The organism is Streptosporangium sp. NPDC049078, from assembly GCF_040648855.1.
Classification (GTDB): domain Bacteria; phylum Actinomycetota; class Actinomycetes; order Streptosporangiales; family Streptosporangiaceae; genus Streptosporangium.
Map to the genome: position 1 here is coordinate 1 of NZ_JBEZEL010000017.1, position 22,511 is coordinate 22,511.

The 22,511-nt window shown below is 68.3% G+C and carries 18 protein-coding genes; 7 read left to right on the plus strand and 11 right to left on the minus strand.

The features are described from left to right. Positions 1–191: 191 nt before the first annotated feature. Positions 192–2,129 (minus strand): cobalamin-dependent protein, encoded by a 1,938-nt coding sequence (locus AB0B90_RS27625; protein ID WP_362925574.1) that lies wholly within the window; start codon positions 2,127–2,129, stop codon positions 192–194. Between the two features lie 174 nt (positions 2,130–2,303). On the opposite strand from AB0B90_RS27625, the gene AB0B90_RS27630 reads away from it, so the two are divergent. Beyond that, positions 2,304–3,071: a hypothetical protein gene (locus tag AB0B90_RS27630; RefSeq protein ID WP_362925576.1), complete on the plus strand. Its 768-nt coding sequence runs from the start codon at positions 2,304–2,306 to the stop codon at positions 3,069–3,071. A 296-nt stretch (positions 3,072–3,367) separates the two neighbouring features. On the opposite strand, the gene AB0B90_RS27635 is transcribed toward AB0B90_RS27630, so the two are convergent. Together AB0B90_RS27635 and AB0B90_RS27640 are read right to left on the minus strand one after the other, a co-directional pair. Further along, positions 3,368–3,553 (minus strand): DUF6203 family protein, encoded by a 186-nt coding sequence (locus tag AB0B90_RS27635; RefSeq protein ID WP_350947310.1) that lies wholly within the window; start codon positions 3,551–3,553, stop codon positions 3,368–3,370. 141 nt (positions 3,554–3,694) lie between these two features. After that, complete coding sequence (locus AB0B90_RS27640; RefSeq protein WP_350947309.1) at positions 3,695–4,459, minus strand: SDR family oxidoreductase; 765 nt, start codon at positions 4,457–4,459, stop codon at positions 3,695–3,697. A 70-nt stretch (positions 4,460–4,529) separates the two neighbouring features. Here AB0B90_RS27640 and AB0B90_RS27645 point away from each other — a divergent pair, with 70 nt between their 5' ends. Next, positions 4,530–4,883, plus strand: coding sequence for a metalloregulator ArsR/SmtB family transcription factor (locus tag AB0B90_RS27645; RefSeq protein ID WP_350947308.1), 354 nt, complete (start codon positions 4,530–4,532; stop codon positions 4,881–4,883). Between the two features lie 77 nt (positions 4,884–4,960). Here the strand turns inward: AB0B90_RS27645 and AB0B90_RS27650 are convergent, their stop codons facing one another. From AB0B90_RS27650 to AB0B90_RS27660, 3 genes are all read right to left on the minus strand, one after another. Further along, on the minus strand, positions 4,961–5,809 hold the full coding sequence (locus tag AB0B90_RS27650) for a cytochrome c biogenesis CcdA family protein (protein WP_362925580.1): 849 nt from the start codon (positions 5,807–5,809) through the stop codon (positions 4,961–4,963). Between the two features lie 38 nt (positions 5,810–5,847). Continuing rightward, entirely contained in the window at positions 5,848–6,447 is a 600-nt protein-coding gene (locus tag AB0B90_RS27655; protein ID WP_362925582.1) for a redoxin domain-containing protein, read from the minus strand. Between the two features lie 79 nt (positions 6,448–6,526). Continuing rightward, positions 6,527–7,318 (minus strand): TetR/AcrR family transcriptional regulator, encoded by a 792-nt coding sequence (locus AB0B90_RS27660; protein ID WP_362925584.1) that lies wholly within the window; start codon positions 7,316–7,318, stop codon positions 6,527–6,529. A gap of 76 nt (positions 7,319–7,394) precedes the next feature. Between AB0B90_RS27660 and AB0B90_RS27665 the strand changes: the two genes are divergently transcribed. Both AB0B90_RS27665 and AB0B90_RS27670 read left to right on the plus strand, forming a co-directional pair. Then, on the plus strand, positions 7,395–9,764 hold the full coding sequence (locus AB0B90_RS27665) for an excinuclease ABC subunit UvrA (protein ID WP_362925764.1): 2,370 nt from the start codon (positions 7,395–7,397) through the stop codon (positions 9,762–9,764). Positions 9,765–9,918: 154 nt separating this feature from the next. After that, complete coding sequence (locus tag AB0B90_RS27670; protein ID WP_362925586.1) at positions 9,919–11,148, plus strand: cytochrome P450; 1,230 nt, start codon at positions 9,919–9,921, stop codon at positions 11,146–11,148. A 276-nt stretch (positions 11,149–11,424) separates the two neighbouring features. Here the strand turns inward: AB0B90_RS27670 and AB0B90_RS27675 are convergent, their stop codons facing one another. Together AB0B90_RS27675 and AB0B90_RS27680 are read right to left on the minus strand one after the other, a co-directional pair. Next, positions 11,425–11,856, minus strand: a complete 432-nt coding sequence (locus AB0B90_RS27675) for a DUF397 domain-containing protein (protein WP_362925588.1) — start codon at positions 11,854–11,856, stop codon at positions 11,425–11,427. Then, positions 11,856–12,695: a helix-turn-helix transcriptional regulator gene (locus AB0B90_RS27680; protein ID WP_362925592.1), complete on the minus strand. Its 840-nt coding sequence runs from the start codon at positions 12,693–12,695 to the stop codon at positions 11,856–11,858. Before AB0B90_RS27680 ends, AB0B90_RS27675 begins: the two co-directional genes overlap by 1 nt. A 218-nt stretch (positions 12,696–12,913) precedes the next feature. On the opposite strand from AB0B90_RS27680, the gene AB0B90_RS27685 reads away from it, so the two are divergent. Continuing rightward, entirely contained in the window at positions 12,914–13,444 is a 531-nt protein-coding gene (locus tag AB0B90_RS27685; protein WP_362925594.1) for an ATP-binding protein, read from the plus strand. Positions 13,445–13,566: 122 nt separating this feature from the next. Here the strand turns inward: AB0B90_RS27685 and AB0B90_RS27690 are convergent, their stop codons facing one another. Next, positions 13,567–14,937: a PHB depolymerase family esterase gene (locus tag AB0B90_RS27690; RefSeq protein ID WP_362925766.1), complete on the minus strand. Its 1,371-nt coding sequence runs from the start codon at positions 14,935–14,937 to the stop codon at positions 13,567–13,569. A 1,090-nt stretch (positions 14,938–16,027) separates the two neighbouring features. Here AB0B90_RS27690 and AB0B90_RS27695 point away from each other — a divergent pair. Beyond that, positions 16,028–17,785, plus strand: coding sequence for a ricin-type beta-trefoil lectin domain protein (locus AB0B90_RS27695; RefSeq protein WP_350947299.1), 1,758 nt, complete (start codon positions 16,028–16,030; stop codon positions 17,783–17,785). 362 nt (positions 17,786–18,147) lie between these two features. Beyond that, positions 18,148–18,909: a Mut7-C RNAse domain-containing protein gene (locus AB0B90_RS27700; protein WP_362925597.1), complete on the plus strand. Its 762-nt coding sequence runs from the start codon at positions 18,148–18,150 to the stop codon at positions 18,907–18,909. 216 nt (positions 18,910–19,125) lie between these two features. Here AB0B90_RS27700 and AB0B90_RS27705 read toward each other — a convergent pair whose 3' ends face one another. Together AB0B90_RS27705 and aspS are read right to left on the minus strand one after the other, a co-directional pair. Further along, on the minus strand, positions 19,126–20,607 hold the full coding sequence (locus AB0B90_RS27705; RefSeq protein ID WP_362925599.1) for a family 16 glycosylhydrolase: 1,482 nt from the start codon (positions 20,605–20,607) through the stop codon (positions 19,126–19,128). Between the two features lie 267 nt (positions 20,608–20,874). Beyond that, a complete protein-coding gene (gene aspS, locus AB0B90_RS27710; protein WP_362925601.1) occupies positions 20,875–22,179 on the minus strand; it encodes an aspartate--tRNA(Asn) ligase in 1,305 nt (434 codons plus the stop codon). Between the last annotated feature and the right edge of the window lie 332 nt (positions 22,180–22,511).

Consider the following 22,511-nt stretch of genomic DNA (forward strand, 5'->3'; position numbering starts at 1 on the left):
GGGCCCGTGAGGATGATCCTCACGGGCCCTCGTCATGCGCGGCCACGGTCCTTCGTCACCCGCGGCCACGACCCTCATCGCGCACGGCCGCGGTGACCCCGGCGACCTTGGCGACCCTGGCGACCCCGCGCCCTCGCGGGCGGCCCGGCGGACGGCTCCGCGCCTCTGCCGGGCAGCGCGACGGGAGGTGCTCAGCGCCGGCCGGGAAGCGCGGCGGTCTCGGACTCGGGCCGCCAGGTGGGGAGATACTCCCGCAGCCGCAGCACCATGCCCTGGCAGTAGGAGGCGTTGTGCTCCAGGCTGCGTTCCGGCATGAACGGCAGCTTGCGTCCGCGCGGGTGGTCGAGCTCGAAGCGGGTCAGAAGCTCCTGGCCCGCCTCCAGGCCGGTCACGTCGAGGTCGATGAGCAGGGCGGCCAGATCGGCGGGCATGTCCACGACCGAGGTCGTCTTCCCGCGCGCCCCGGCGCGCGACTCGACGCCCAGCTCGGTGAAGTCGTAGCGGGGCGGCTTCGGCTTGGCCAGGTAGATGTAGGGCCGGGCCAGCAGGTCGAGCTCGAACGCCGCCCGCGCCCCGGCGTCCCGCCACCAGGACTGGCCCCGGGCGAAGTCGACGAGCAACGCGTCGAACTCCTCGCGGTGCGAATGCAGGACGAGATGCGCGACCATCCCGAAATTGTGGAAGTCGTAGTTCCAGAGTTTCTTCACGGAATCGCGGAAGAAAGTCGCGACCTCGGTGTCCGTACGACTCTCGAAATATGTCGCGGCGTCGGTGAAGAAGTCCTCGAACCTTCTCGTGCCCGACCTCTCCAGATAATTGGCGAGATAATACAGGCCGCGCAGGTTGTAGAGCGAGTGGACCGCGTAGTAGAACCACGTGCCGCGCTCGCACTCCTCGCGGCTGACCCAGTTCGTGCCGACCACGACATCGGCTTCCGTGACATCACTGGGAACGCGCTCGACCTGCACTCCGAGAAGGTCGCGCTTCGCGTGGATGGAGGTGTTGTGAAGAAGGAGCTGCGGATAGACGATCAGCGTGTCGGCACGCAGCCGGCACAATTCCGCGACCCCTTCCTTGTAGGAGCCGAGGGTTTCCCCGGGAAGCGGCCAGATCAGCTCGATGTAGGAGCTGATGCGCTTCTCCCTGAGCGTCCTCTGCAGCTCGGTGTAGGTCGCGGGCTTGATGTTCGAGCGGTCGACCAGTTCGAGGGTCTTGGAGCTCATCGACTGCAGCGAGATGGGCTGGCTGGTCAGCAGGCCGCCCTGCACGAGGATCTCGGTGATCTCGGCCATGCGGTCCGGCTTGTTCTTCGCCGCGGCCATCGAGACCATCACCGGGTAGCCGTTCTCCTCGCTGCACTCCACCAGGTGGCGGGTGAGCTCCACGTCGCGCGGGGCCATGCCCCAGTTGGCGTCGGCGATGAAGATCGACACGAAGTTGTTCTTGCTGATCCAGGTGATGTCGTCGCGGACCCGCTGGTCCTCGAACTTGTGCACCTTGTCGTTGGTCGCCGCACCCCAGAAGCAGAAACCGCAGCTGAACGGGCATCCGCGGTTGGTCTCCAGGATGGCGGTGGTGTACTTGCCCTCCTCGAAGACGCCGGAGGTGAAGGGCGAGGGCACCTCCATGAGGTCGCGTACCCGCTCGGCGGCCTCGGTGGTGACGAGCTCCCCCGACCGCCAGAAGCTGATCCCGTGGACGGCGGCGAAGTCGGGTTCTTCGCTGAGGACCTGCCTCAGGTACTGCACCATCGTCTTCTCGCCCTCGCCGTTGCAGACGACGACGTTCTCCTGCTCCGGGGGGACGTACTCGTGGGCGTGCTGCATGACCTGCGGGCCGCCGAGGATGAACTGGGCCTTCGGGAGCCGCTCGTGCAGCGCGGCAAGCACGGCACGCGCGAATCCGATGTTCCAGATGTAACAGCTGATGGCGTACACGTCGCTGCGCCTGCCGAGGAGTTCGTCGATCACTTCCTCCCGGTTCGCGGACACGGGTGCGGAGAAGATCTCGAACTCACATCGCGGCCCCACCTCGGGGTCGTGCTGTGCGTAGGCCTGCATGTAACCGGAGGCGAGGGGCAGGATGGCCTCGAATGCAGACAGCTCGACGAATGTGACTTTGGTGTTCATGACGCTCGTCCCTGCGTAGTCTGAGTAATCGCTGAAGCCGGTCGGATGGAATCCGCTTATGGTTTCACAGCGGGAGTGGACGAACAACGCACGCCATTTGCGTCCGCCAATCGCGTGTTACGGTTCTGAAAACCTCGATGACCACGGACTCGATAACCACGGAGGAGAAAACGCATGACGACTCCCAACTACGAGACCGGCCACCGGAAGCTCTCGCTCGACGATCGGATCGCGGAGCATCTCGAAAAGACCTTTCAGGACCCCTGGGAAATCCGCAGACTTTCCCATGATTTCCGCAGGAACGGCTATGTGAAGCTGCGGAACGTGGTCTCCGGCGAGATCAAGGACCTCGTCTCGAACGAGGTGGACCGGCTGCTCGACCTGCACGCGCGCCGGATCGACATCAACCTCAAGGAGACCAGCAACTCGCCGAGGAAGATGAGCACGGTCAGCCAGCAGTCCATCGCACAGGACAGCACCCTGATCCCGGAGCTCTACGACTCCGCCACCCTCAAGGACTTCCTCGGCCGGCTGGCCAACGAGCCGGTCGTCGCCTGCCCCTGGGACGAGGAGAAGTACGTCATCATCCGCCAGGAGAAGCAGGGCGACACCCACGGCTGGCACTGGGGCGACTTCAGCTTCACCCTCATCTGGATCATGGAGGCGCCGAGCAGCGAGTACGGCGGCATGCTCCAGTGCGTCCCCCACACCAACTGGGTGAAGGAGGACCCCCGGGTCCACGACCACCTCATCAAGCAGCCGATCAGCACCTACGCCCACGAGACCGGCGACATCTACTTCCTGCGCTCCGACACGACGCTGCACCGCACGGTCCCGCTGTCGGAGGACCGCACCCGGATCATCCTCAACACCTGCTGGGGCAGCGAGTCCGACGCCAAGAAGGAGCAGTCGCACGAGACCATGGAGGCGATGTTCAACTGAGCCTCCCGGCCCCGGCGGCTCCGGGACACCTGGGAGATCCGGAAGCGGTACGGGGAACACGGGAACGACGAGAGGGCCCGGTCGATGATCGACCGGGCCCTCTCGTCGTTCCCCCTGTCCTCTCGCCCCCCTGTCCTCTCGCCGCTCGCCCCATCGAGCGTCCGCTCGGTCCCGCAGGTGTCCTGACGGTGAGGCTCGGCAGCCGGTCGACGCCCCGCCGGGCACCGTCCGACCGGCGCCTGCCGGGACACCGGTGCCCGTGCGCGCGAGGGCCGGGGCGTCGACCCCGGAGGTTTTCAGCGGCGGCCGGAGCGGACCGGGCGCCCGCCTCCCCGCGTCGCGTACTCCGGCCCTCGCCCCGCCTGCTCCTGCTCACGCTGCCTGCGCCGCCGTCCCAGGAACCAGCCCGCCCCCAGGATCGCCAGACCTATCGGTGTACGAGACAACCTTCGTGCCACTACGACCTTGAAGAACTTTTTCATAGGGGCCCCCTGCCCCCCAGCGACCCGATTAGACGAACGCGGCGCATCTGTCTTCGGGCAGGGGCCTTCCCGACGTCCGGTGCGGGAACGCCCCCTGGCGAAAGGTGCTGAGAACGCGGACCGCGCCGGGGTGACGCATGCTCAGGTGAGTTCCAGACCCCCGTCGACGGTGAGGACCTGGCCGGTGATCCAGGGAGCCGCGGGGTCGGCGAGGTGCACGATCCAGGCGGCCACCTCCTCGGCGGTACCCCGGCGGCCGAGCGGGATGCGGGCGATCTCGTCTCGCGTGATCTGCTCCACCACGGACTCGGGCAGGCCGGCGGCCGTCAGCGCCTCGCTTTCCGTGGGGCCGGGGGCGAGGGCGTTGACGCGGACGCCGTCGGTGGCCAGCTCCAGCGCCCAGCTGCGGGTCAGCTGTTCCAGGGCGGCTTTGGAGGCGGCGTAGTGGGCGGCGCCGGGCAGCGGACGGTGGCCGTAGACGCTGGAGACGTTGACGATCGTGCCGTGACCGGCGCGCAGGTGCGGCAGGGCCGCGCGGGCGAGCAGGCTGGGCGCGGTGACGTTGAGGGTGAACAGGTCGCGGACACGTTCGGCGTCGGTGTCGGCCAGCGGCATGACGGCGGTGGCTCCGGCATTGTTGACCAGCACGTCCAGACGTCCCCAGCGATCGGTCGCCGCGTCGATCACGGCCTGCGCCGCGCCGTCTCCGGTGATGTCGGCGGGCAGGACGGCGATGGCGGGATGGTGGGCGGCGGTCTGGTGCAGGGCCTCCGCGCGGCGCCCGACGCCGAGGACGTGCGCTCCGGCGTCGGCGAAGGCGATCGCGGCGGCGCGGCCGATCCCCGATCCGGCTCCGGTCACGACCACGACGCGATCCCGTAGGCGTCCGGTGGGCTGGTCGCTCATCCACGCTCCTCATGTCCGGCGTTTGAGATGTTCGATGTTCGTGAAACATCGAACAAGCTAGCATGGCCGGATGAGACAGGCACATCACCCCGAGGTGGGCGAGATCACGCTGACGGGGGTGATGGCCGCGCTCAGTGATCCGATCCGGGTCGGGCTGGTGCGGGTGCTGGCCGACGGCCGTGAGCGCGGCTGGGGCGAACTCCAGGCCCCGGTGGCCAAATCCACGCTCAGCCACCACCTGCGGGTCCTGCGTGACGCCGGGCTGACCCGCACCCGCCAGGAGGGCACCCGCTGTTTCGTGGTCCTGCGCCGGCACGACCTGCAGGACCGCTTCCCCGGACTGCTACGTGCCGTGCTGGACGCGGCCGAGGACGACGACATCGGCCATCAGGTGAGCGTGAAGGACGCCCCGCGACCCACCTGAGCCCGCCACCGCCACCTATGTCCGGCGAGCGCGCCGCCACCGAACACCGTTGTGCGCGGTTCCGTCGTCTCCCGTGTTCAGCGAGCGTCTCGCCGCCGTGCCGTGCGCAGCGCGAGCGCACCAATGACGAGCAGGGCGAGCGCGAGCGCGATCCAGCCCGCACCGAGAGACTCCAGCCACCCCGCCAGGACGCCCTGCAGGGCCGTCGCGGCGCCCACGATCGGGTCGTCGGCAGCCCCGCCTGAGAAGACCCGCAGCTCGTACCAGCCGTAGTACATGACATACAGCCCGGCCAACAGGAGCAGCCCTCCGCCGGTCCTGGACACGTACGGCAGCAGCCGCCGCAGCCTGGTCACCGCGGCGCCCCGGGCGAGCACCACCGCCGTGGACAGTACGGCGACGACCAAGCCCATGCCGAGCGCGTAGGCCACGAACGCCGCCACGCCGCCGAGCAGGCCGGCGCCGGACAGCGAGGCCGAGGTGACGGCGAGGAACGGTCCCACCGTGCACGACAGCGAGGCCACCGCGTACGACACCCCGTAGCCGTACAGCGAGAGCGCCGAGGTGGCGGGACGGCCGGTGACCGTCCCGGGAAGCCTGAGCAGCAGCTCGCGGCCCGTCAGCAACCACACGCCGAGCCCCGCGAGCAGCACGCCGATGACGATCGTCACCCAGGGCAGATAGCGGCCGACCGAGACGGCCAGGGCGGTGACGGCCACCCCGAACAGGCCGAAGACCGTGACGAAACCCGCGGTCATCGCGACCGACAGCAGCAGCGCCCTGGCGACCGGCCCGCCGCGGCCCGGCCCGCCGTCGGCGATCAGCAGGGTGAGGTAGGCGGGCAGCATCGCGAAGCCGCACGGGTTGAAGGCGGCCACCGTGCCCGCGGCCAGCGCCAGGGCGAGCGGCACCTCGGCGACGTTCACGCTCGTCTCTCCAGGTTGTCGAGGGCCACGAGGGACGGCTACCGGCCGAGCAGTCGCCGGACGTGGCCGTCCAGCGCGTCCCGGTCGAGCGGGCCCGAGGCCTTCGTGGTGGAGCCGTCCGGTTTCATGAAAACGAACGTCGACTGCCGGCTCACGCCCAGTTTGGTCCACACCGCGCCCTTGGTGTCCGCGAGCTGCACGATGTCGCCGGTGCCGGTCCCCTGGACGAACTCCTTCATCGCCGCCTCGGTGTCCAGGCCCGCCACACCGACGAACTCGACATCGCCGAACGCGGCGGCGGCCGCCTTGACGGCGGGTGCCTCGGAACGGCACTTGGGGCACCACGGCGCCCAGAACCAGAAGACCACCGGCTTGCCGGCCAGGTCGACGCCCTGGAACGGCTCGCCGTCCAGCGTCTTGGCGGAGAAGGCGAGCGCGGCCGACGTCGCCGCCGGTGCATCGGTTTCGGTTTCGGGCGAGGCCGACGGCGCCGGTGACGCGGATGCCGAGGTGGACGCCGGACCGGACGACGCGGCGGCCGGCGGCGCGGGATCGGCGGTCACGCTCCCCTCGGTGCCGCACGCGCAGGCCAGCAAGGCCACCGAGACCAGGGCAACGGCCGCTCGCATTTTGATCATGCGTTCAGCGTAGGTGCGGACGCCCTCGCGATTTCTTACGAGCTCGTGACGGCGGCACCGCAACGGCTCGCGGGGTCTTTCAGGCTCCGGCCTCGCCCATGGCCGCCTCGATCCCGTCCAGGAGGATGACGAGCCCGGCGGCGAAGGTGTCTCTCCCCTCCTGTTCCAGGTAGGGGACGGTCTCGTCCTGAGCCTGGTAGGCGCCCTCCCCCTCCATCCAGGTCAGCGTGGGGAACCGCTCGGCGAAATCGGGGGCGACCTCCGTCAGCAGGGCCGAGCGGGCGTACCACCACTCCTCGTCGGACAGCCCGGTCGCCGCCGGGGCCTGACGCGCCTCCGCGACCGTCTGCGCCGCCCCGCGCACGAAGCAGGAGAGCGTCCCCGCGACGCGCCGCAGCGTCCCGGCGTCCAGCCCGGTCTCCCGGAGGATCCGCATCAACTCCTCGATCATGACGTACTCGTTGGGGCCCAGCACGGGGCGCGCCTGCGACACCTGCAGCACCCACGGATGCCGTACGTAGAACTCCCACGCCTCCCGCGCCCAGGAGGTCACGGCCGCCCGCCAGCCCACCTCCAGGTCGTGGCGGGTGGACAGTTCGGCGAGGGCCCGGTCGTACATCAGGTCGACCAGCTCGCTCTTGCTGGGGACGTAGGTGTAGAGGGCCATCGCCGTGCGGCCGAGCCGCTCGCCCACCGCGCGCATGGAGAGCGCGGCCATCCCCTCGGAGTCGGCGATCGCGACGGCCGTGTCCACGATGAGGTCCACGCTCAGCGCGGGCTTGGGCCCGGGACGCGCCTGGTCCGACCTGGTGGTACGCCACAGCAGCGCCATCGAACGGCGCGCGTCGCCCTGTCCGGCGAAGACGACCACTTGCAACTCCTTACGGCATAAACTAACTTTGCCGGGCTAACTCTTTACACCCTAAGGATATCGCGTGAGAAGGTTCGTGTTCCCACCCGCCACACCGGTCGGATCAGGCGGCCCGCGGCGCCGCCCGGCCGCCGCGGACAGCCACGACGTGATCGAGGTTCGCGGCGCCAGGGAGAACAACCTGGCCGACGTCTCGCTCGACATTCCCAAGCGGCGGCTCACCGTCTTCACCGGGGTCTCCGGCTCCGGGAAGTCCTCCCTCGTCTTCGGCACCATCGCGGCGGAGTCGCAGCGTCTGATCAACGAGACCTACACGGCCTTCGTCCAGTCGTTCATGCCGAGCCTCGGCCGTCCCGACGTCGACGGCCTGCGCAACCTGAGCGCGGCGATCGTCGTCGACCAGGAGCGGATGGGCGCCAACTCCCGCTCCACGGTCGGCACCGCGACCGACGCGCAGACGATGCTGCGGATCGTCTTCAGCCGGATCGGCACCCCTCACGTCGGCACCTCGAGCGCGTTCAGCTTCAACAGCGCCGAGGGCATGTGCCCCGAGTGCGAGGGGCTCGGCCGGGTCTCCGACATCGACGTCTCCCAGCTCGTCGACGTCGACCGCTCGCTCAACGAGGGGGCGATCACCGCCCCCAACTTCACCGTGGACTCGTGGTACTGGCAGGGCCTGGCCCACTCGGGGTTCTTCGACCCCGACGTCAAGCTGAGGGACTACACCCCCACCCAGTGGGAGGACTTCCTCCACAAACCCGCCACCAAAATCAAAATCGGCACGATGAACACCACCTACGAGGGGCTCCTGGTCAAGGTACGGCGGCTCTATCTCGCCAAGGACCGGGAGTCGATGCAGCCCCACATCCGGGCGTTCGTGGACCGGGCCGTGACGTTCACGAGCTGCCGCGCGTGCGGCGGCAGCAGGCTCAACCCCGCCGCGCTCGCCTCGAAGATCGACGGCCGCAACATCGCCGACTGCGCGGCGATGCAGATCAGCGACCTGGCCGACTTCGTCCGGAGCATCGAGGACACCTCGGTGGGGCCGCTCGTCGCCACCCTGCGCAACACGCTGGAGTCACTGGTGGAGATCGGCCTGGGCTACCTGAGCCTGGACCGCGAGTCGTCCACCCTGTCCGGGGGCGAGGCCCAGCGGGTGAAGATGGTCCGCCACCTCGGCTCCAGCCTGACCGACGTCACCTACGTCTTCGACGAGCCCACGGTCGGGCTGCACCCACACGACATCGAGCGGATGAACAACCTGCTGCTGCGCCTGCGCGACAAGGGCAACACGGTCCTGGTCGTCGAGCACAAGCCGGAGACGATCGAGATCGCCGACCACGTGGTCGACCTCGGCCCCGGCGCCGGCTCCTCCGGCGGGCGGATCTGCTTCACCGGCGACGTGGCCGGACTGCGCGCGTCGGACTCCCTCACCGGCCGCCACCTGGACCACCGGGCCCGCCTGCGCGAGAAGGTACGGCAGCCCAGCGGGCAACTGTCGATCACCGGCGCCCGCCTGCACAACCTCAAGGACGTGAACGTCGACATCCCGCTCGGCGTGCTCACCGTGGTCACCGGCGTCGCCGGCTCGGGCAAGAGCTCGCTGATCCACGGCTCGCTCCCCCGCAGGGACGACGTCGCGGTGGTCGACCAGGCCCCGATCCGGGGCTCGCGCCGCAGCAACCCGGCCACCTACAGCGGGCTGCTCGACGCGATCCGCACCGCCTTCGCCAAGGCGAACGGGGTCAAGGCCGCCCTGTTCAGCGCGAACTCCGAGGGCGCCTGCCCCAACTGCAAGGGCATCGGCCTGGTCTACACCGACCTGGCGATGATGGCCGGGGTGGCGTCGGTGTGCGAGCAGTGCGAGGGCAAGCGGTTCACCCCCGAGGTGCTCACCCACAAACTGCGCGGCAAGGACATCAGCGAGGTGCTCGCGATGTCGGTGGCCGAGGCCCGCGACTTCTTCGCTCCCGGCACGGCCTCCTCCGCCGCAGCCTCCTCCCCTGCGGCCTCGAAGGCGAGCTTCGGCGCGGCGCGGGCCGTCCTCGACCGGCTCTCCGACGTGGGCCTGGGCTACCTCGGCCTGGGCCAGCCGCTCACCACCCTGTCCGGCGGCGAACGACAGCGGCTCAAGCTCGCCATCCGGATGGCGGAGAAGGCCACCACGTACGTGCTGGACGAGCCGACCACCGGCCTGCACCTGGCGGACGTGGACCAACTCCTCGCCCTGCTGGACCGGCTCGTCGACGACGGCAACACGGTCGTCGTCATCGAGCACCACCAGGCCGTGATGGCCCACGCCGACTGGATCATCGACCTCGGCCCCGGAGCCGGACACGACGGCGGCCGGATCGTCTTCACCGGCACCCCCGCCGACCTCGTCTCGACGGGAGACTCCCTCACCGCCCGGCACCTGCGGACCTATCTGGGGAAAGGCGGCGCATAGCCGAGACACGCGTCGCACTCGGCTTCCTGTCACATACAGCTCGGCTACCCGGTCAACTGTGTGATCGGACCGACATGGCGAGGCAGAGCGACCCGGGGTGCCCGTGAGGCCGCCTCCTCTCTGCTTCGCCACTGTGACCTGAAGGAGAAGACGCGTGTCCCAGCCTCTCCCGTTCGTCATCGATCCCACCGGTGCCGACCGGCACGCCGAATACCAGGCCCTGCGGGCTCGTGGTCCGGCCACCCCCGCGGACATCCTCGGCCTGCGCGCCTGGGCGGTCACCGACCCTGCCCTTCTCAAGGCCCTGCTCACCAGCCCCGACGTCTCCAAGAACGGCCGCGCTCACCACTCCGCCTTTCAGCAGACGATCGGCACGTGGCCGCTCGCCCTGTGGATCGAGGTGCAGAGCATGCTCACCGCGTACGGCGCCGACCATCGCAGGTTACGGCGGATGATCGCCCCCGCCTTCAGCGCACGCCGCATCGCCGAACTGAGGCCGACCATCCGATCCCTGGTCACCGAGTTGGTCGACGCCCTGGCCGCGCTGCCCCCCGGCCAGGTGGTGGACCTGCGTGAGCGGCTGGCCTACCCGCTGCCCATCGCCGTGATCGGCCACCTGATGGGCGTACCCGAAGACCAGCGGGACGATTTCCGGCAGCTCGTCGACAACGTCTTCGACAGCACACTCACGCCTGAGCAGGCCAAGGCCAACACCGCACGTCTTTTCGAGGCCACCGACCAGTTGATCGCCACCAAGCGCGACAACCCCGGCGACGACATGACCTCCCTCCTCATCGCGGCACGCGACGAGGAGTCGGACGGCGCCGGCCTCACCGATGTCGAACTGCGCGACACGATGATTCTGATGATCAACGCGGGGTACGAAACGACCGTCAACGTCATCGACCAAGCCGTCCTCGCGATGCTGACGTCCCCCGGCCAGCTCCACCTCGTCCGCACCGGCGAAGCCACCTGGGAGGACGTGGTGGAGGAAACCCTTCGCGCCGAGCCCGCCATCAAGTATCTGCCGCTGCGCTTCGCCGTGACCGACATCAAGCTGCCCGACGGGCAGGTCATCGCCGCAGGAGACCCCATCCTCGCCGCGTACGGGGCCGCCAACCGTCACCCCGACTGGCACGGGCCGGACGCCGACACCTTCGACGTCACGCGCAAGGCGAAGGACCACCTGGCGTTCGGCTACGGCGTGCACTTCTGCCTCGGCGCTCCACTGGCCCGCCTCGAAGTCGCAGAAGCCCTGCGTCAGCTCTTCGAGCGTTTCCCCGCCATGTCACTCGCGACACCGGCCGACACATTGCGTCCGATACCCACCCTCATCAGCAACGGTCACCAGGAACTCCCCGTACACCTGCACGCCGTCGAATAGCACGGCCGAGTACCACCAGCTGCTCCGAAACCCCGAACAGGGACCCCGAAGCACCGGAGCCACCTTCGTCGTCACCACTTGCACGTCGGTATCCATGCGAACTCATGACATCGTGAGAATCTGAGCCCGAGGCGACCATGCGGCGATGCTCGCGGTGAGTACTCGTAGACGGGTGAGGGTCCCCACAGCGGCGGGGACCCTCACATCAAACGGCCACCGGACAGAACCAGCGGATCTCAGATGAAAACTCGTCTTTGCCTGCGGAGTCTGAGCAGCTCAGGCGAGATGGTCGAATTCGCCGTCTCTGGCTCCGGACAACCACGCGTTCCACTCGCCTGGAGTGAACACGAGCGTTTCCTCCGTGGGGGTGAGACGCATCGCTATGTGGGCGTCGACGAACGCGATCGACAGGTGGGTGTCGCCGGGGTTGGGAGTGGACAGCCATTCGGCGGCGGCCAACCCGAGGGCTGCTGCTGCCGGTTTGGGCAGGTGGGATGGTGTTTCGGGAAGGTGAGATGGCAGATCGTAGGAGCCGTTCCGCGCCTCGGTCACCAGGGATCTCCAGGCATCGGGGGTGCACAGGAGCCTGGGTCCTTCCGGGTTCTTGGAATCGCGGATGGCGACTCCGGACGGCATCGGCTTCATCTGGACACACTGCTGGCCACTGCCGCTGTAGCTGCTGGTGATCCAATTCTGATCATCGGTCATCAGATCGCCTTTCTCACGTCCTTGATCAGCGTCACCGACTCATCGGGGGCGAGGGCTTTCTCACGCGCGACCTCGACGGCCCGGTTATATCGGGCGACGTCACCGGGTGCCTCCACGAAGATATCTCCGAAAAGTCCCTCCTGATAGGCCACAGGAGGGTCTTCCTTGTCGGGAAAGTCCAGAATGGTGAATTCGCCGTCCAGACCGGAGTAACTGCCTGCGGCGAGAGGGACGACCTGAAGGGTGACTGCCGGGTGCGCGGCGACGTCGATCAGATGGTCGAGTTGGGCGCAGGCGATCTGGGTGCCGCCGATCTTTCGCCACAGGATGGCTTCGTTGAGGATGACGCTTATCTGGGGCGGTTCGGCACGAGTAAGAAGTCGGCGCCGGGTGACCCGAGCCTCGACACGTCTGCGGATCTCCTGCTCGGAGCCGTCCAACAGGGTCCCCGCGATCAGGGCGTGGGCGTATTCGGGGGTTTGCAACAGTCCCGGAATGTTGTGAACAAGGAAGGTGATTGCTGAGGCGTCGTCCTCCAGGACGAAGTACGACCCGCCTTTGTACATGTCGCTGTAGGCCAGCCACCAACCGCGCTTCCATGCCTCTCGGCAGAGCTTGCCGAGCGCTTCGGCCTGCGGGGAGGCTACGCCATAGACGCCGAGGAGCAGTTCGAGGTCTTCCAGAATGAGGCGGCTCTCTCCGTTTTCGACGCGATAGATCTTCGAACGAGACCAGCCAAGTCGTTTGGCGACCTGTTCGGGTGATAGGCCGGATTTCTCGCGAATGCCGCGTATTTCTCGCAGGAGTCGGCGCCCTCGGACCGACAGGCTGTATCGCATTTTCGTCACCTCTATGTCCGCTTATGCGATGACTTCTCGTGAATGCTGCTTGACGCCTCAGTCGCAAACTTGGGATTTCTCATTGATTAGCGGTTGCGAATCAAGGAAGTCTCGCATAATGATAGCCAACACAGCACGCTCCGTAGCGAGAAAGTCACGCTGAGCCCTGGCGGGCTCGACTGCGGAACTGCCTTCGTTCCCACCCGTTAGGAGCAACGATGCTCATCGAGCATGTTCCGGACCCCGGCGAGTACGGCAGAGCCCACAACCGCTTCCGAATGGTCGCCTGGTGCCTGCCTCCCGGCAACGCGGCCCGGCGGGCCCGGGAGTTGTTCCGCGACCAGCTGGGCAAACTACTCCCGGCCCCTGACGTGCTCGACGACCTGGAGATCGTCGTCTCCGAACTCGTCACCAACGCCATCCGCTACGCCCCCGCCCCCTACGAACTACGCCTCCTGCACGACCACAACCTGCCCGTCCGCGCCGAGGTCGTCGACGCCGGAGCGGGCACCACCCTCATCGACCACCTCCTGCGCCGCCCACCGGCCGTCCCCGAACACCTCGACGACCTCGAACCCGGCGGCCGGGGCCTGCGCATCGTCACCGAACTCACCCACGGCCACTGCGGCACCCAATGGACCCGCCTGTGCGGCACCGGCCAACTCGGCACCGCCGTCTGGTTCGACCTCCCCACCAACCCTCAACCCCCAGACCTCCGGGGCAGCCGGGATCGTCCCCCGATCCCCTGACCCCGGAGCCGGTCCACGCCCACCACTCCCCGTCCCAGGCGTGGACCACAACGGAGGCCGACGTCCACGGACCCGCTTTTCCCTGGTCCGGGACGTCGGCCTCCCCATCCCTGCAGCGTCGGTCAGATCCGCGTCCACTTCTGGTTGGTGGCGCCGGTGCAGCTCCAGATCTGCACCCTGGTGCCGTTGGCGGTGCCGTACCCGGAGACGTCCAGGCACTTGTTCGCTCCGACCGCGGTGATGGTGCCGTCGGCGTTCAGGCGCCACTTCTGGTTGTTCTGCCCGTTGCAGTCCCAGATGATCACCGCGGAGCCGTCGGCGGTCCCGGCGCCGTTGACGTCCAGGCACTTGCCGCCGTAGACCCGCAACTCACCGGCGGCGGTGGAGGTCCACCGCTGGTTGGACTGCCCGCTGCAGTCCCAGATGTGCACCGCGGCACCGTTGGCCTGCGAGGCGCCGACCACGTCCAGACACCGCCCCGACCCCACACCCCGCAGAGCACCCGTGCCCCCCGAAGGCGACGGCGAAGGGGACGGGGAGGTGGACGGTGAGGGGGACGGCGTGGAAGAGCCGCCGCCGTCGAGGCCGAGGAAGGTGATGGCATAGGCGAGCTGGCCGCTCATCGGCAGCTGGTGGCCGACCCCGCTGATGCTGATCCCCTCCACCGTGGCCTGGGCCGAGGTGACGCCGTACCTGGTCCGGGTCCAGTTCGACTGCGGACGGTCGGTGAACGCCGGAGTCTGGCTCAGCCCGTGCAGGTTCGTCCACTGCTTGATCTCTTCACCGAAGTTGTTGTAGTGCAGCGTCGTGTCCGTGCTGCCGTGCCACAGTTGCATCCGCGGGTATCGCCCGGTGTATCCGGGATACATCGACCGGGCCTGGTCGCCCCACTGCTGCGCCGTCTTGATGAGTTGCCCGCCCGAGCACTGACTGTTCCACAGCGATCCGTTCGTGGTCGCGAAACACCCGGCGGGAACTCCGGAGAACGCCGAACCGGCGGCGAACACGTCCGGATACTGGGCGGCCAGCACGTTGGTCATCATCGCCCCCGAGGAGAACCCGCTGACCACGATCCGTTCCGGGTCCACGTTGTAGCGCTGCCGCGCCCAGGTGACCATCGCCATGACACCGGTGGAGTCGCCGCCGCCGTCGCGCCGCAGCGCGGCGGGGGTGGACACATCAAAGCATTTCTCGCTGCGGGTGACCTCCGGAACCACGATGACGTATCCGTACCTGTCGGCCGCGGTCACGTAGTCGTGCCCGTTGCCGTTGAAGATCGCGCCGGCCGACCCGCCGCAGTAGTGGGTCAGCACCAGCAGCGCGGGCCGTGCCGCGACCCTGTCCGGCACGTAGATGTACATGTTGAGGTTCGTCGGGTTGGTTCCGAAATTCGTCACCCGGGTCAGGGCCGCGGCGGACGCCGACGGTAGACCGACGAGGACTCCGACGGAGGCCAGGCACAGGACGACGGCTGCCAGCACCGCTCTGATCATGCGTTTCACTCGTTCGCCTTTCGTTTCCGGTCGACCCGCGCCGGTTGAACCCGCTGCTCCTCACCGGGACACCACGAAGGGACGCATGGCGAAGCGAGGTTGTGGATGTCGACGTGGACCGCCATGATGCGGAGGGCCGCGAAGCGCCTCCGCACTGCGCCCGTGTGATCCGGCCGCAGAGGTTCCGGAAGGAGCGCGTCCCGGGGCCTCGCCTCTAATTACGGTCGGAGTCATGAGGCCCGTCAAGACCTTAAGCCTGCTTATTTCACCATTCGCACACCGAGGGTCCGACCACGGTTAGCCGTTCTACCCCTTCAACAGCGGTGATGCCCAGCACCACGGGTATCCGCGCCGACCATCCTCAGATGAACCGTTCATATATGTCGTACTCATCGGACAGCGTGGGCCCCTGAGGCAACCTCGCGTCGAACCGTGCGGGTTCGAGCGGCCGGGCGCACTTCGCCGTGGAGTGTTCTCCTCCATGGCCGCACCCCGGGCAGGGCCTCCGCGATGAAACTTTCAGTCATCCGAAGATCGACATGGTCCCGGGCCCGGCTCGCACCCCGATTTCCTGCCGCACCGTATGGCGTGATCATTCTACCGACGGCCGTCGGATCGGCTCCTCTCCCGTGCACCCGTCGGCGGGCCGTCATCGCCGGTCCGTGACGACCTGCGTCACCCCGTGGATTCCGGGCCGGATCATCGAACCGATTCGCCTCAACCACCGAATCCGGGGCTAAGCATGACCCGGCCGACGCCCGACAGAGGTCAGCAGCGCCCGAAACCATGCGTTTACTTCTATAACACACGTTGTTGACATCACTGACAGCGAAATCTAGGCTGCGGTCGAATCGATTCGACGTATGAACATCCCGGTTTTCGGGCCCCCACCCCCCACGAAGCCATTCCACTCACATGTGCGCGCAGCACTCACGAGTGAGGAGAGCCGAAGATGAACGTTGGCGACATCGTCCGCCGAGCCCGACTGTGGCGTCTCACGCCATCGCTCCCAGCCCATCCACCCCGCCCTCACGCGTCCGAGACGCCAGAGGCGGACACCACCCCCGGCAGGCGGCACAGAGGCCGCCGCGTGATCGCCGCCTTCCTCGCCGTCGGCGCCCTCGTCGCGGGCCCCGTCGTGACGTCCGCCACGCCGGCCCAGGCCGCGGACCAGTCCATCGCCGTCGACTTCTCCGCCGGCGGTGGCACTCCGACCTATCGTGCCTCCGGCTGGATCTACGGCATGACCGAGAACGCGTCGGGCCCGCCCAACCAGTACTTCACCGACGTGAAGTTCCGGTACATGCGGGCCGGTGGGGCACAGCTCGACAGCCCGGGTGGCTGGGTGTCGGGCAAGTACGACCGACGGTGGAACGCCACCCGTGCCCAGTTGCTGCGCACCCGGTCACTGGGCGGGGAGTTCATCCTGCTCGTCCACGACCTGTGGGGCGCCGACGGCTACCCGATCTCGCGCTTCCCCGGCGACAACGGCAACTGGACGGACTACGACAACTTCCTCACCCGTCTGATCAACGACGTGCAGGCCACCGGCGCCCCGGTGCAGTGGGACCTGTGGAACGAGCCCAACATCACCCTGTTCTGGAACCGTCCGATCTCCCAGTACCTCGAACTGTGGCGCCGCACCTACCAGCGCGTCCGGGCCGCGTTCCCGACGCAGCTCATCGTCGGACCGAGCTGCGCGTGCGTGCCGTCCACCGGCCACGCTTTCTGGAACCAGTACCTCGACTACGTCAAGGCCAACAACGTGGTCCCCGACATCATCAGCTGGCACTCCCTGCCGGGCGACCCGGTCGCCAACGTGGCGGCGGCCGACACCACGTTGAACTCCCGTGGCATCCCGCACCCACGGCCCTACCAGATCAACGAATACGGGGCGTCCAACGAGCAGAACCCCGCCGACGGCGCCTGGTACATCGCGCGCCTGGAGCGGGCCGGCGCCGACGGCCTGCGCGCCAACTGGGCGGGCGGAGGAAACCTGCACAACGACCTCGGCAACCTGCTCGTCCGCAACTCGTCGGGCCAGTACCAGCCGAAGGGCGAATGGTGGGCCTACCGTTTCTACGGCTCGCAGACCGGCCAGATCGTGTCCGTCACCCCCAGCGCCTCGTACGACGCGTTCGCCACCAAGGCGGCGGGGACGGCCAAGATCCTGGTCGGCGGCGGCACCACGACCGGCAACATCGCCGTCAACCTGCGGCGCCTGGACGCCACCAGCGGCATCGTGGAGAACAACCAGGTGAGGGTCGTCGCCGAGCGCATCCCCTACAACGGCGGCGGCGCCGTCACGGCCCCGGTCACCGTCCAGAACTCCGTGGTGACCCTGTCCGGCAACGGCACGACGGTCAACCTGCCGCACACCGCCATCGACGACTCCTACACCGTCACGCTGCTGCCCCCCTCCGACCCGGGCCCCGGTCCCGGCCCTGGCCCCGACCCCGGGTCGACGTCGGTGTTGCGCAACGTCAACGCCGGCCGATGCCTGGACGTCCCGAACGCGACCACCACCAACGGCACCCAGCTCCAGCTGTGGGACTGCGGCAACGGCACCAACCAGCGCTGGACCTCCACCTCCGGTAAGCAGCTGCAGGTGTACGGCAACAAGTGCCTGGACGCCTCCGGCCAGGGCACCGCCAACGGCACCCAGGTGATCATCTGGGACTGCAACGGCGGAACCAACCAGCAGTGGAACATCAACGGCGACGGCACCATCACCGGCGTGCAGTCCGGCAAATGCCTGGAGGCGAGCAACTTCGGGACCGGCAACGGAACCAAGGTGCAGCTGTGGTCCTGCACCGGCACGAGCAGCCAGAAATGGACCAGGAGCTGACCCACCGGCACGTGGAGTGCCTGGACTCCATCCTGACCTGGCCGCGCCTGCCATCGCGGCGGGGACGACGGTGAGAGGCCCGGCGGCGAGATTCTTCTCGCCGCCGGGCCCGCTGTTCACGAATCGCTTCGACGAACCGGGAAGCGCGCATGATCGCGGGCCGCCTCCTCTGAGCAGGGCCGGATATCGAGAAAAGTCTCATCCGGTCTCCCCCTGCGACACGTCTCCAGCGCCTGCGCCTGGGCGCGGCTTCACGAAGGTCATCTCCCGACGGGCGTACGTGAATTCGGTGACGCAAGCGGTCCCGCGAGCCGTCGTTTAATGCGTGTCGGGGCGCCTGGGGCGGATGGCATGCTGAAGGTGTGAGCGAATCCGATCTCCACCTGCGTATCGCCCCCGAGTTGCTGCTGTTCCTGCCCGCGCGTCGGCGGCGCGAGTGGCAGCGGGTGACGCCGGACGGGACGTCGACTCTGGGCCATGTCGTGGAGTCGATCGGCGTTCCGCTGCCCGAGGTGGGGCCGCTGATCGTCGAAGGCGCGGAGGTCGGCACGTCCTATCAGCCCGTCGCCGGTGACGTGGTCCATGTTCACGCCATGTCCCGCCCTCAGCGGGTGCCGCTCGAACCCGGCCAGGACGCGCCCCGGTTCCTGCTCGACGTCCACCTGGGCACTCTCGCGCGACGGCTCCGGCTGCTGGGCGTGGACGCGACCTATCACAACGACATGGACGATCCCTCCCTCGTCGCCGAGGCGAACAGGGAACGCCGCGTGCTGCTCACCCAGGATCACGGCCTGCTGTGCCGCCGGGCGCTCTGGCTCGGCGCCTACGTACGAGGCACCAAGGCGAACGACCAGCTTCGCGACCTGCTGGAACGGTTCGCGCCGCCGCTGCGGCCGTGGACCCGCTGCACCGCCTGCAACGGGGAGCTGGCCCCCGTCGACAAGAGCGAGATCGACCGCCTGCTGGAGACCGGGACGAGGCGCTCCTACGACGTCTACGGCCGATGCTCGGAGTGCGGGCAGATCTACTGGCGTGGCGCGCACAGCGAGCATCTGGAGGAGATCGTACGGTCGGCCCTGCGCACGACCCGCCAGGAGTCACAGGTCGGCGGGGAGTCGCGCTGAGGCGGGCCGGGTACGGCCTGCCCGGTTGTCGCCGGTCCCGGTCGGCGGGATGTCGCGGCGGAGCATGAGAGCTTTCCGGTCACGCTGCGGGATGTCGCGGCGCGGCATGAGGGCCTTCGGGGTGCCGCGCTGCGGATCTCGCCGATCCGCGCCGGCCCCGAAGGCCCTCACCCCACTACGGCCGCCCCGCACCGGACCGGTGCGGGGACGACACTTCTAGCGCTGCCAGACGCGCACGTAGTCGACCTTGAAGTCGGCCGGGAAGGTGGTCGAGGCGTCCGGGTCGCCCAGCCAGCCGCCGACCTGGAAGTTGATCCGCAGGTGGAACTTGCGCTTGTAGCTCGCGTCGGAGCCGAAGGTCTCCTTCAGCCAGGCGGGCGTGTTGCCCTCCCTGCGCCAGATCTCCTTGCCGTCGATGTACCAGCGGATCACCCCGGGCTCCCACTCGGTGGTGTAGGTGTGGAAGCCGTCGCCCGGGTAACCGCTCGGGAAGGTGTAGCGGAAGTCGCTCTTGGTGGGCGTGTAGTCACGGAAGATCGCGGCGGTCGCGGCCTTGTAGTACTTGGCACCGCCGGGAAGCTCGGTGACGTCGATCTCGCCGTTGCCCCCGTCGTCCGGCCTCATCCAGAAGGCGGGCCACAGGCCCGTGGAGTTGGTCGGCCCGTTCGGCGACTTCGCGCGCACCTCGAAGCGGCCGTAGGCGAACGACGCCTTGCCCTTCGTGTCGAGGTAGGCGGTCGTGTAGTGACGGGTCGTGCCGGCGCACTTCCAGTCTTCCTTGAGTGCCCGCACCGTCAGGTTGCCGTCGCGGACGAACTGGTTCTCCGGCCTGCTGGTGATGCAGGCGCGGTCGTAGTCCACGGAGCTGTCCTTGGGGTTCCACTTCTTGGTGTCGAGCGCGGTGCCGTCGAACTCGTCGGACCAGACGAGCTTCCACCCGGGCGGGTTCGTGGAGGTCGCCGTCGGCGTGGCGGTCGGCTTCACGGTCGGTGTGGCCGTGGCCGTGGGCGTGACGGTCGGTTTCACCGTCGGCGTTGCCGTGGGCTTCGCGGTCGGCGTGGGAGTGGCCGTGCCGCCCGTGGTGTAGGTGACGACCAGGCGCGGCCGGATCGCCGCGTTGGAGTTGTCGGCGGAGGCCCAGTAGGTGCGGGTGTTCCTGGTCGACTGGCGGACGGCGAAGGTCACCGCGCCGTTGCCCGTGACGGCCGAGGAGACGTCCCAGGCGTTGTAACCCTTGGTGACCGCGCTGGAGGAGTCCAGCGCGGAGCCGAGCGTCGGCCTGCTCTCCCAGGTTCCGGCGGCCGAGGCGCCGCCGCTCGCCTTGTGGGCGGTGGTCGTGGTCGCGGCGAAGGCGTTCCAGGAGTACAGCTCCAGGCGGGCCTTCACGTTGCCGGCTCCGGTGGGAAGGCCGGCGACCGTGAAGGCGACGACCGCCTGCCGCTCTCCGGCGGAGTTCCCCTCGCAGGACTGCGGGCAGGTCGCGAGCGTCGTCTTGGCGCTGCCGTTACCGTCCTGGGAAACCTGCGAGTAGGAGGTGTCGGCCGACGGCTTGATCGTGACGCTCTGCGCCGCCGCCGAGGCCACGCCACCTCCCCAGATCGTGACGAAGGCACAGGTCGCGGTGAACGCCGCGACGAGGTGCCTTCTCGGGAGTCGCGGGCCTCTCGGCCGCGAGTTTCCCGAGCGCGAAACTGTCATCTTCTTCCCCCATGGAATGTCATCGGACCGCTGCTGCAAGCGGTCCATGATCATGTGAACGGGATGAAGATAACAGCGAAAATCAGGGTCTGTCGTTTTTTGAAAATTTGGACGGTTCCATTCTGATACTGCCGTTCACCAGCGTCTTTGACGGAAATCTCACCCTGTCGGTCAGCTCTCCTTCGCCGCGCAGGAGTGACGAACCGCCGGTAGGTGCGGGAGGCAGACCGGCCACCCGCACCTCCGCCACGACGGAGAGCGAGTCGTTTACGGGGCGAGCCGGTGCAGGTCCCGGGGGAACAGCGTGACCTGGCGGATGTTCTGCACGTCGAGCAGGCGTGCCATGAACCTCTCCAGCCCGAAGGCGAAGCCACCGTGCGGCGGCATGCCGGAGCGCATCGCGTCGAGATATCCCGAGTACGCCGACAGGTCGCTCTCGCCACGCGCGGTCAGCGTTCGCACGTAGTCGTCGTGGCGGTGCATCCGCTGGCCGCCGCTGACCAGCTCCAGGCCACGGAATATCAGGTCGAACGCGCGTGAGTGGCCGGGGCGCGCCGGGTCCGGATGGGTGTAGAAGGCGCGATGCGCGGTCGGGTAGCCCTCGACGAACACGAAGTCCGAACCGTGCTCGCGCAGAGCCCACTCCCCGATCCAGCGTTCGTGCGCCGGTGCGAGGTCGGGCTCGGCGGTGACGTCCTCGCCGATCGCCTTGCCGATCATCTCAAGGACGTCGGAGAAGTGCACCACCACGGGGCTCTCCGGCAGTACGGGCATGGTGACGTCGAGAAGGTCGAGCGAGGGACCGGCCGCCGCCCGGATACCGGCCAGCATGCCCGCGACCGTCGCGTGGCACGCGGCGATGACGTCGCGGTGGTCCTCGACGAAGCCCATCTCGGCGTCGAGGGACGTGTACGACGCCAGGTGGCGGGCGGTGTCGCTCGGCTCGGCGCGGAAGACCGGTCCGACCTCGTAGACCCGCTCGAAGACGCCGACCATGATCTGCTTGTAGAGCTGGGGCGACTGCGCCAGGTAGGCCGGGCGGCCGAAGTAGTCGAGTCGGAAGACGTTGGCGCCGCTCTCGGTCGCCGCGCCCACGATCTTCGGGGTGTGGATCTCGACGAACGACATGGCTTCGAGCGCCGTACGGAAGCCGCCGACCGCGGCCGCGCCGATGCGGTGGACGGCGGCGAGCTTCGGGTGGCGCAGGGCGACCGGCGCGTGGTCGAGCATCGTCGGCAGGCCCGCTCGCAGGTCGGGCCGGTAAAGGTCGAACGGGAGCGGCTGCGCGGGGTCGGTCAGTGCCTCGATCACCGGCGAGGTGATCTCGACTCCGCCCGGCGCGGACGGCTCGGCGGTGACCGTGCCGACGACGGAGACCGTCGTCTCCTCCGGCAGGGCCTCCAACTGGGCACGGACGGTTTCCTCCGACACCACGACCTGGGTCAGGCCCGTGGCGTCGCGCAGGATCAGGAAGGCGACCGACTTCAGGAGTCGGCGGCGGTGAATCCAGCCCGCGACGTGTACGGTCTCACCGACGTGCGCGGACAGCTGGGTGGACAGGATGCGTTGCATGGTGGTGACCTCCTTGAGTTCGCAACGCGTCCCCTGAGAGGCGTGGGCGAGCGGGATCCTCGCGGTACCACCACACCTTCGCCACGCCGCCGGTTGGTGCGGCGCGGCCTCGGCAAACCCGTGACGTGGGCGATTCGGCGGGGCTCTACTGGGCCCGGAGGCCGTTCTTCCCCGCAGCTCGGAAGGGTCTTCGCGCCCCGGCCGGAGTCCGCCTTCGCAGCTGCCGGCGGCTCTCTCCGACTCCGGTGATCGAGGCTCTACTCGTCTTCGTCATCGCTGTTGATCGCCACCTTATCCGGCCTCCCTCGCACCTGCCCAGCTCATTTACCCGG

Bases quoted from the DNA above. Each gene is read 5' to 3' on its own strand.
- AB0B90_RS27625 (WP_362925574.1), bottom strand. From the start codon at position 2,129: ATGAACACCAAAGTCACATTCGTCGAGCTGTCTGCATTCGAGGCCATC.
- AB0B90_RS27630 (WP_362925576.1), top strand. From the start codon at position 2,304: ATGACGACTCCCAACTACGAGACCGGCCACCGGAAGCTCTCGCTCGAC.
- AB0B90_RS27635 (WP_350947310.1), bottom strand. From the start codon at position 3,553: ATGAAAAAGTTCTTCAAGGTCGTAGTGGCACGAAGGTTGTCTCGTACA.
- AB0B90_RS27640 (WP_350947309.1), bottom strand. From the start codon at position 4,459: ATGAGCGACCAGCCCACCGGACGCCTACGGGATCGCGTCGTGGTCGTG.
- AB0B90_RS27645 (WP_350947308.1), top strand. From the start codon at position 4,530: ATGAGACAGGCACATCACCCCGAGGTGGGCGAGATCACGCTGACGGGG.
- AB0B90_RS27655 (WP_362925582.1), bottom strand. From the start codon at position 6,447: ATGATCAAAATGCGAGCGGCCGTTGCCCTGGTCTCGGTGGCCTTGCTG.
- AB0B90_RS27675 (WP_362925588.1), bottom strand. From the start codon at position 11,856: ATGACCGATGATCAGAATTGGATCACCAGCAGCTACAGCGGCAGTGGC.
- AB0B90_RS27680 (WP_362925592.1), bottom strand. From the start codon at position 12,695: ATGCGATACAGCCTGTCGGTCCGAGGGCGCCGACTCCTGCGAGAAATA.
- AB0B90_RS27685 (WP_362925594.1), top strand. From the start codon at position 12,914: ATGCTCATCGAGCATGTTCCGGACCCCGGCGAGTACGGCAGAGCCCAC.
- AB0B90_RS27690 (WP_362925766.1), bottom strand. From the start codon at position 14,937: ATGATCAGAGCGGTGCTGGCAGCCGTCGTCCTGTGCCTGGCCTCCGTC.
- AB0B90_RS27705 (WP_362925599.1), bottom strand. From the start codon at position 20,607: ATGACAGTTTCGCGCTCGGGAAACTCGCGGCCGAGAGGCCCGCGACTC.
- aspS (WP_362925601.1), bottom strand. From the start codon at position 22,179: ATGCAACGCATCCTGTCCACCCAGCTGTCCGCGCACGTCGGTGAGACC.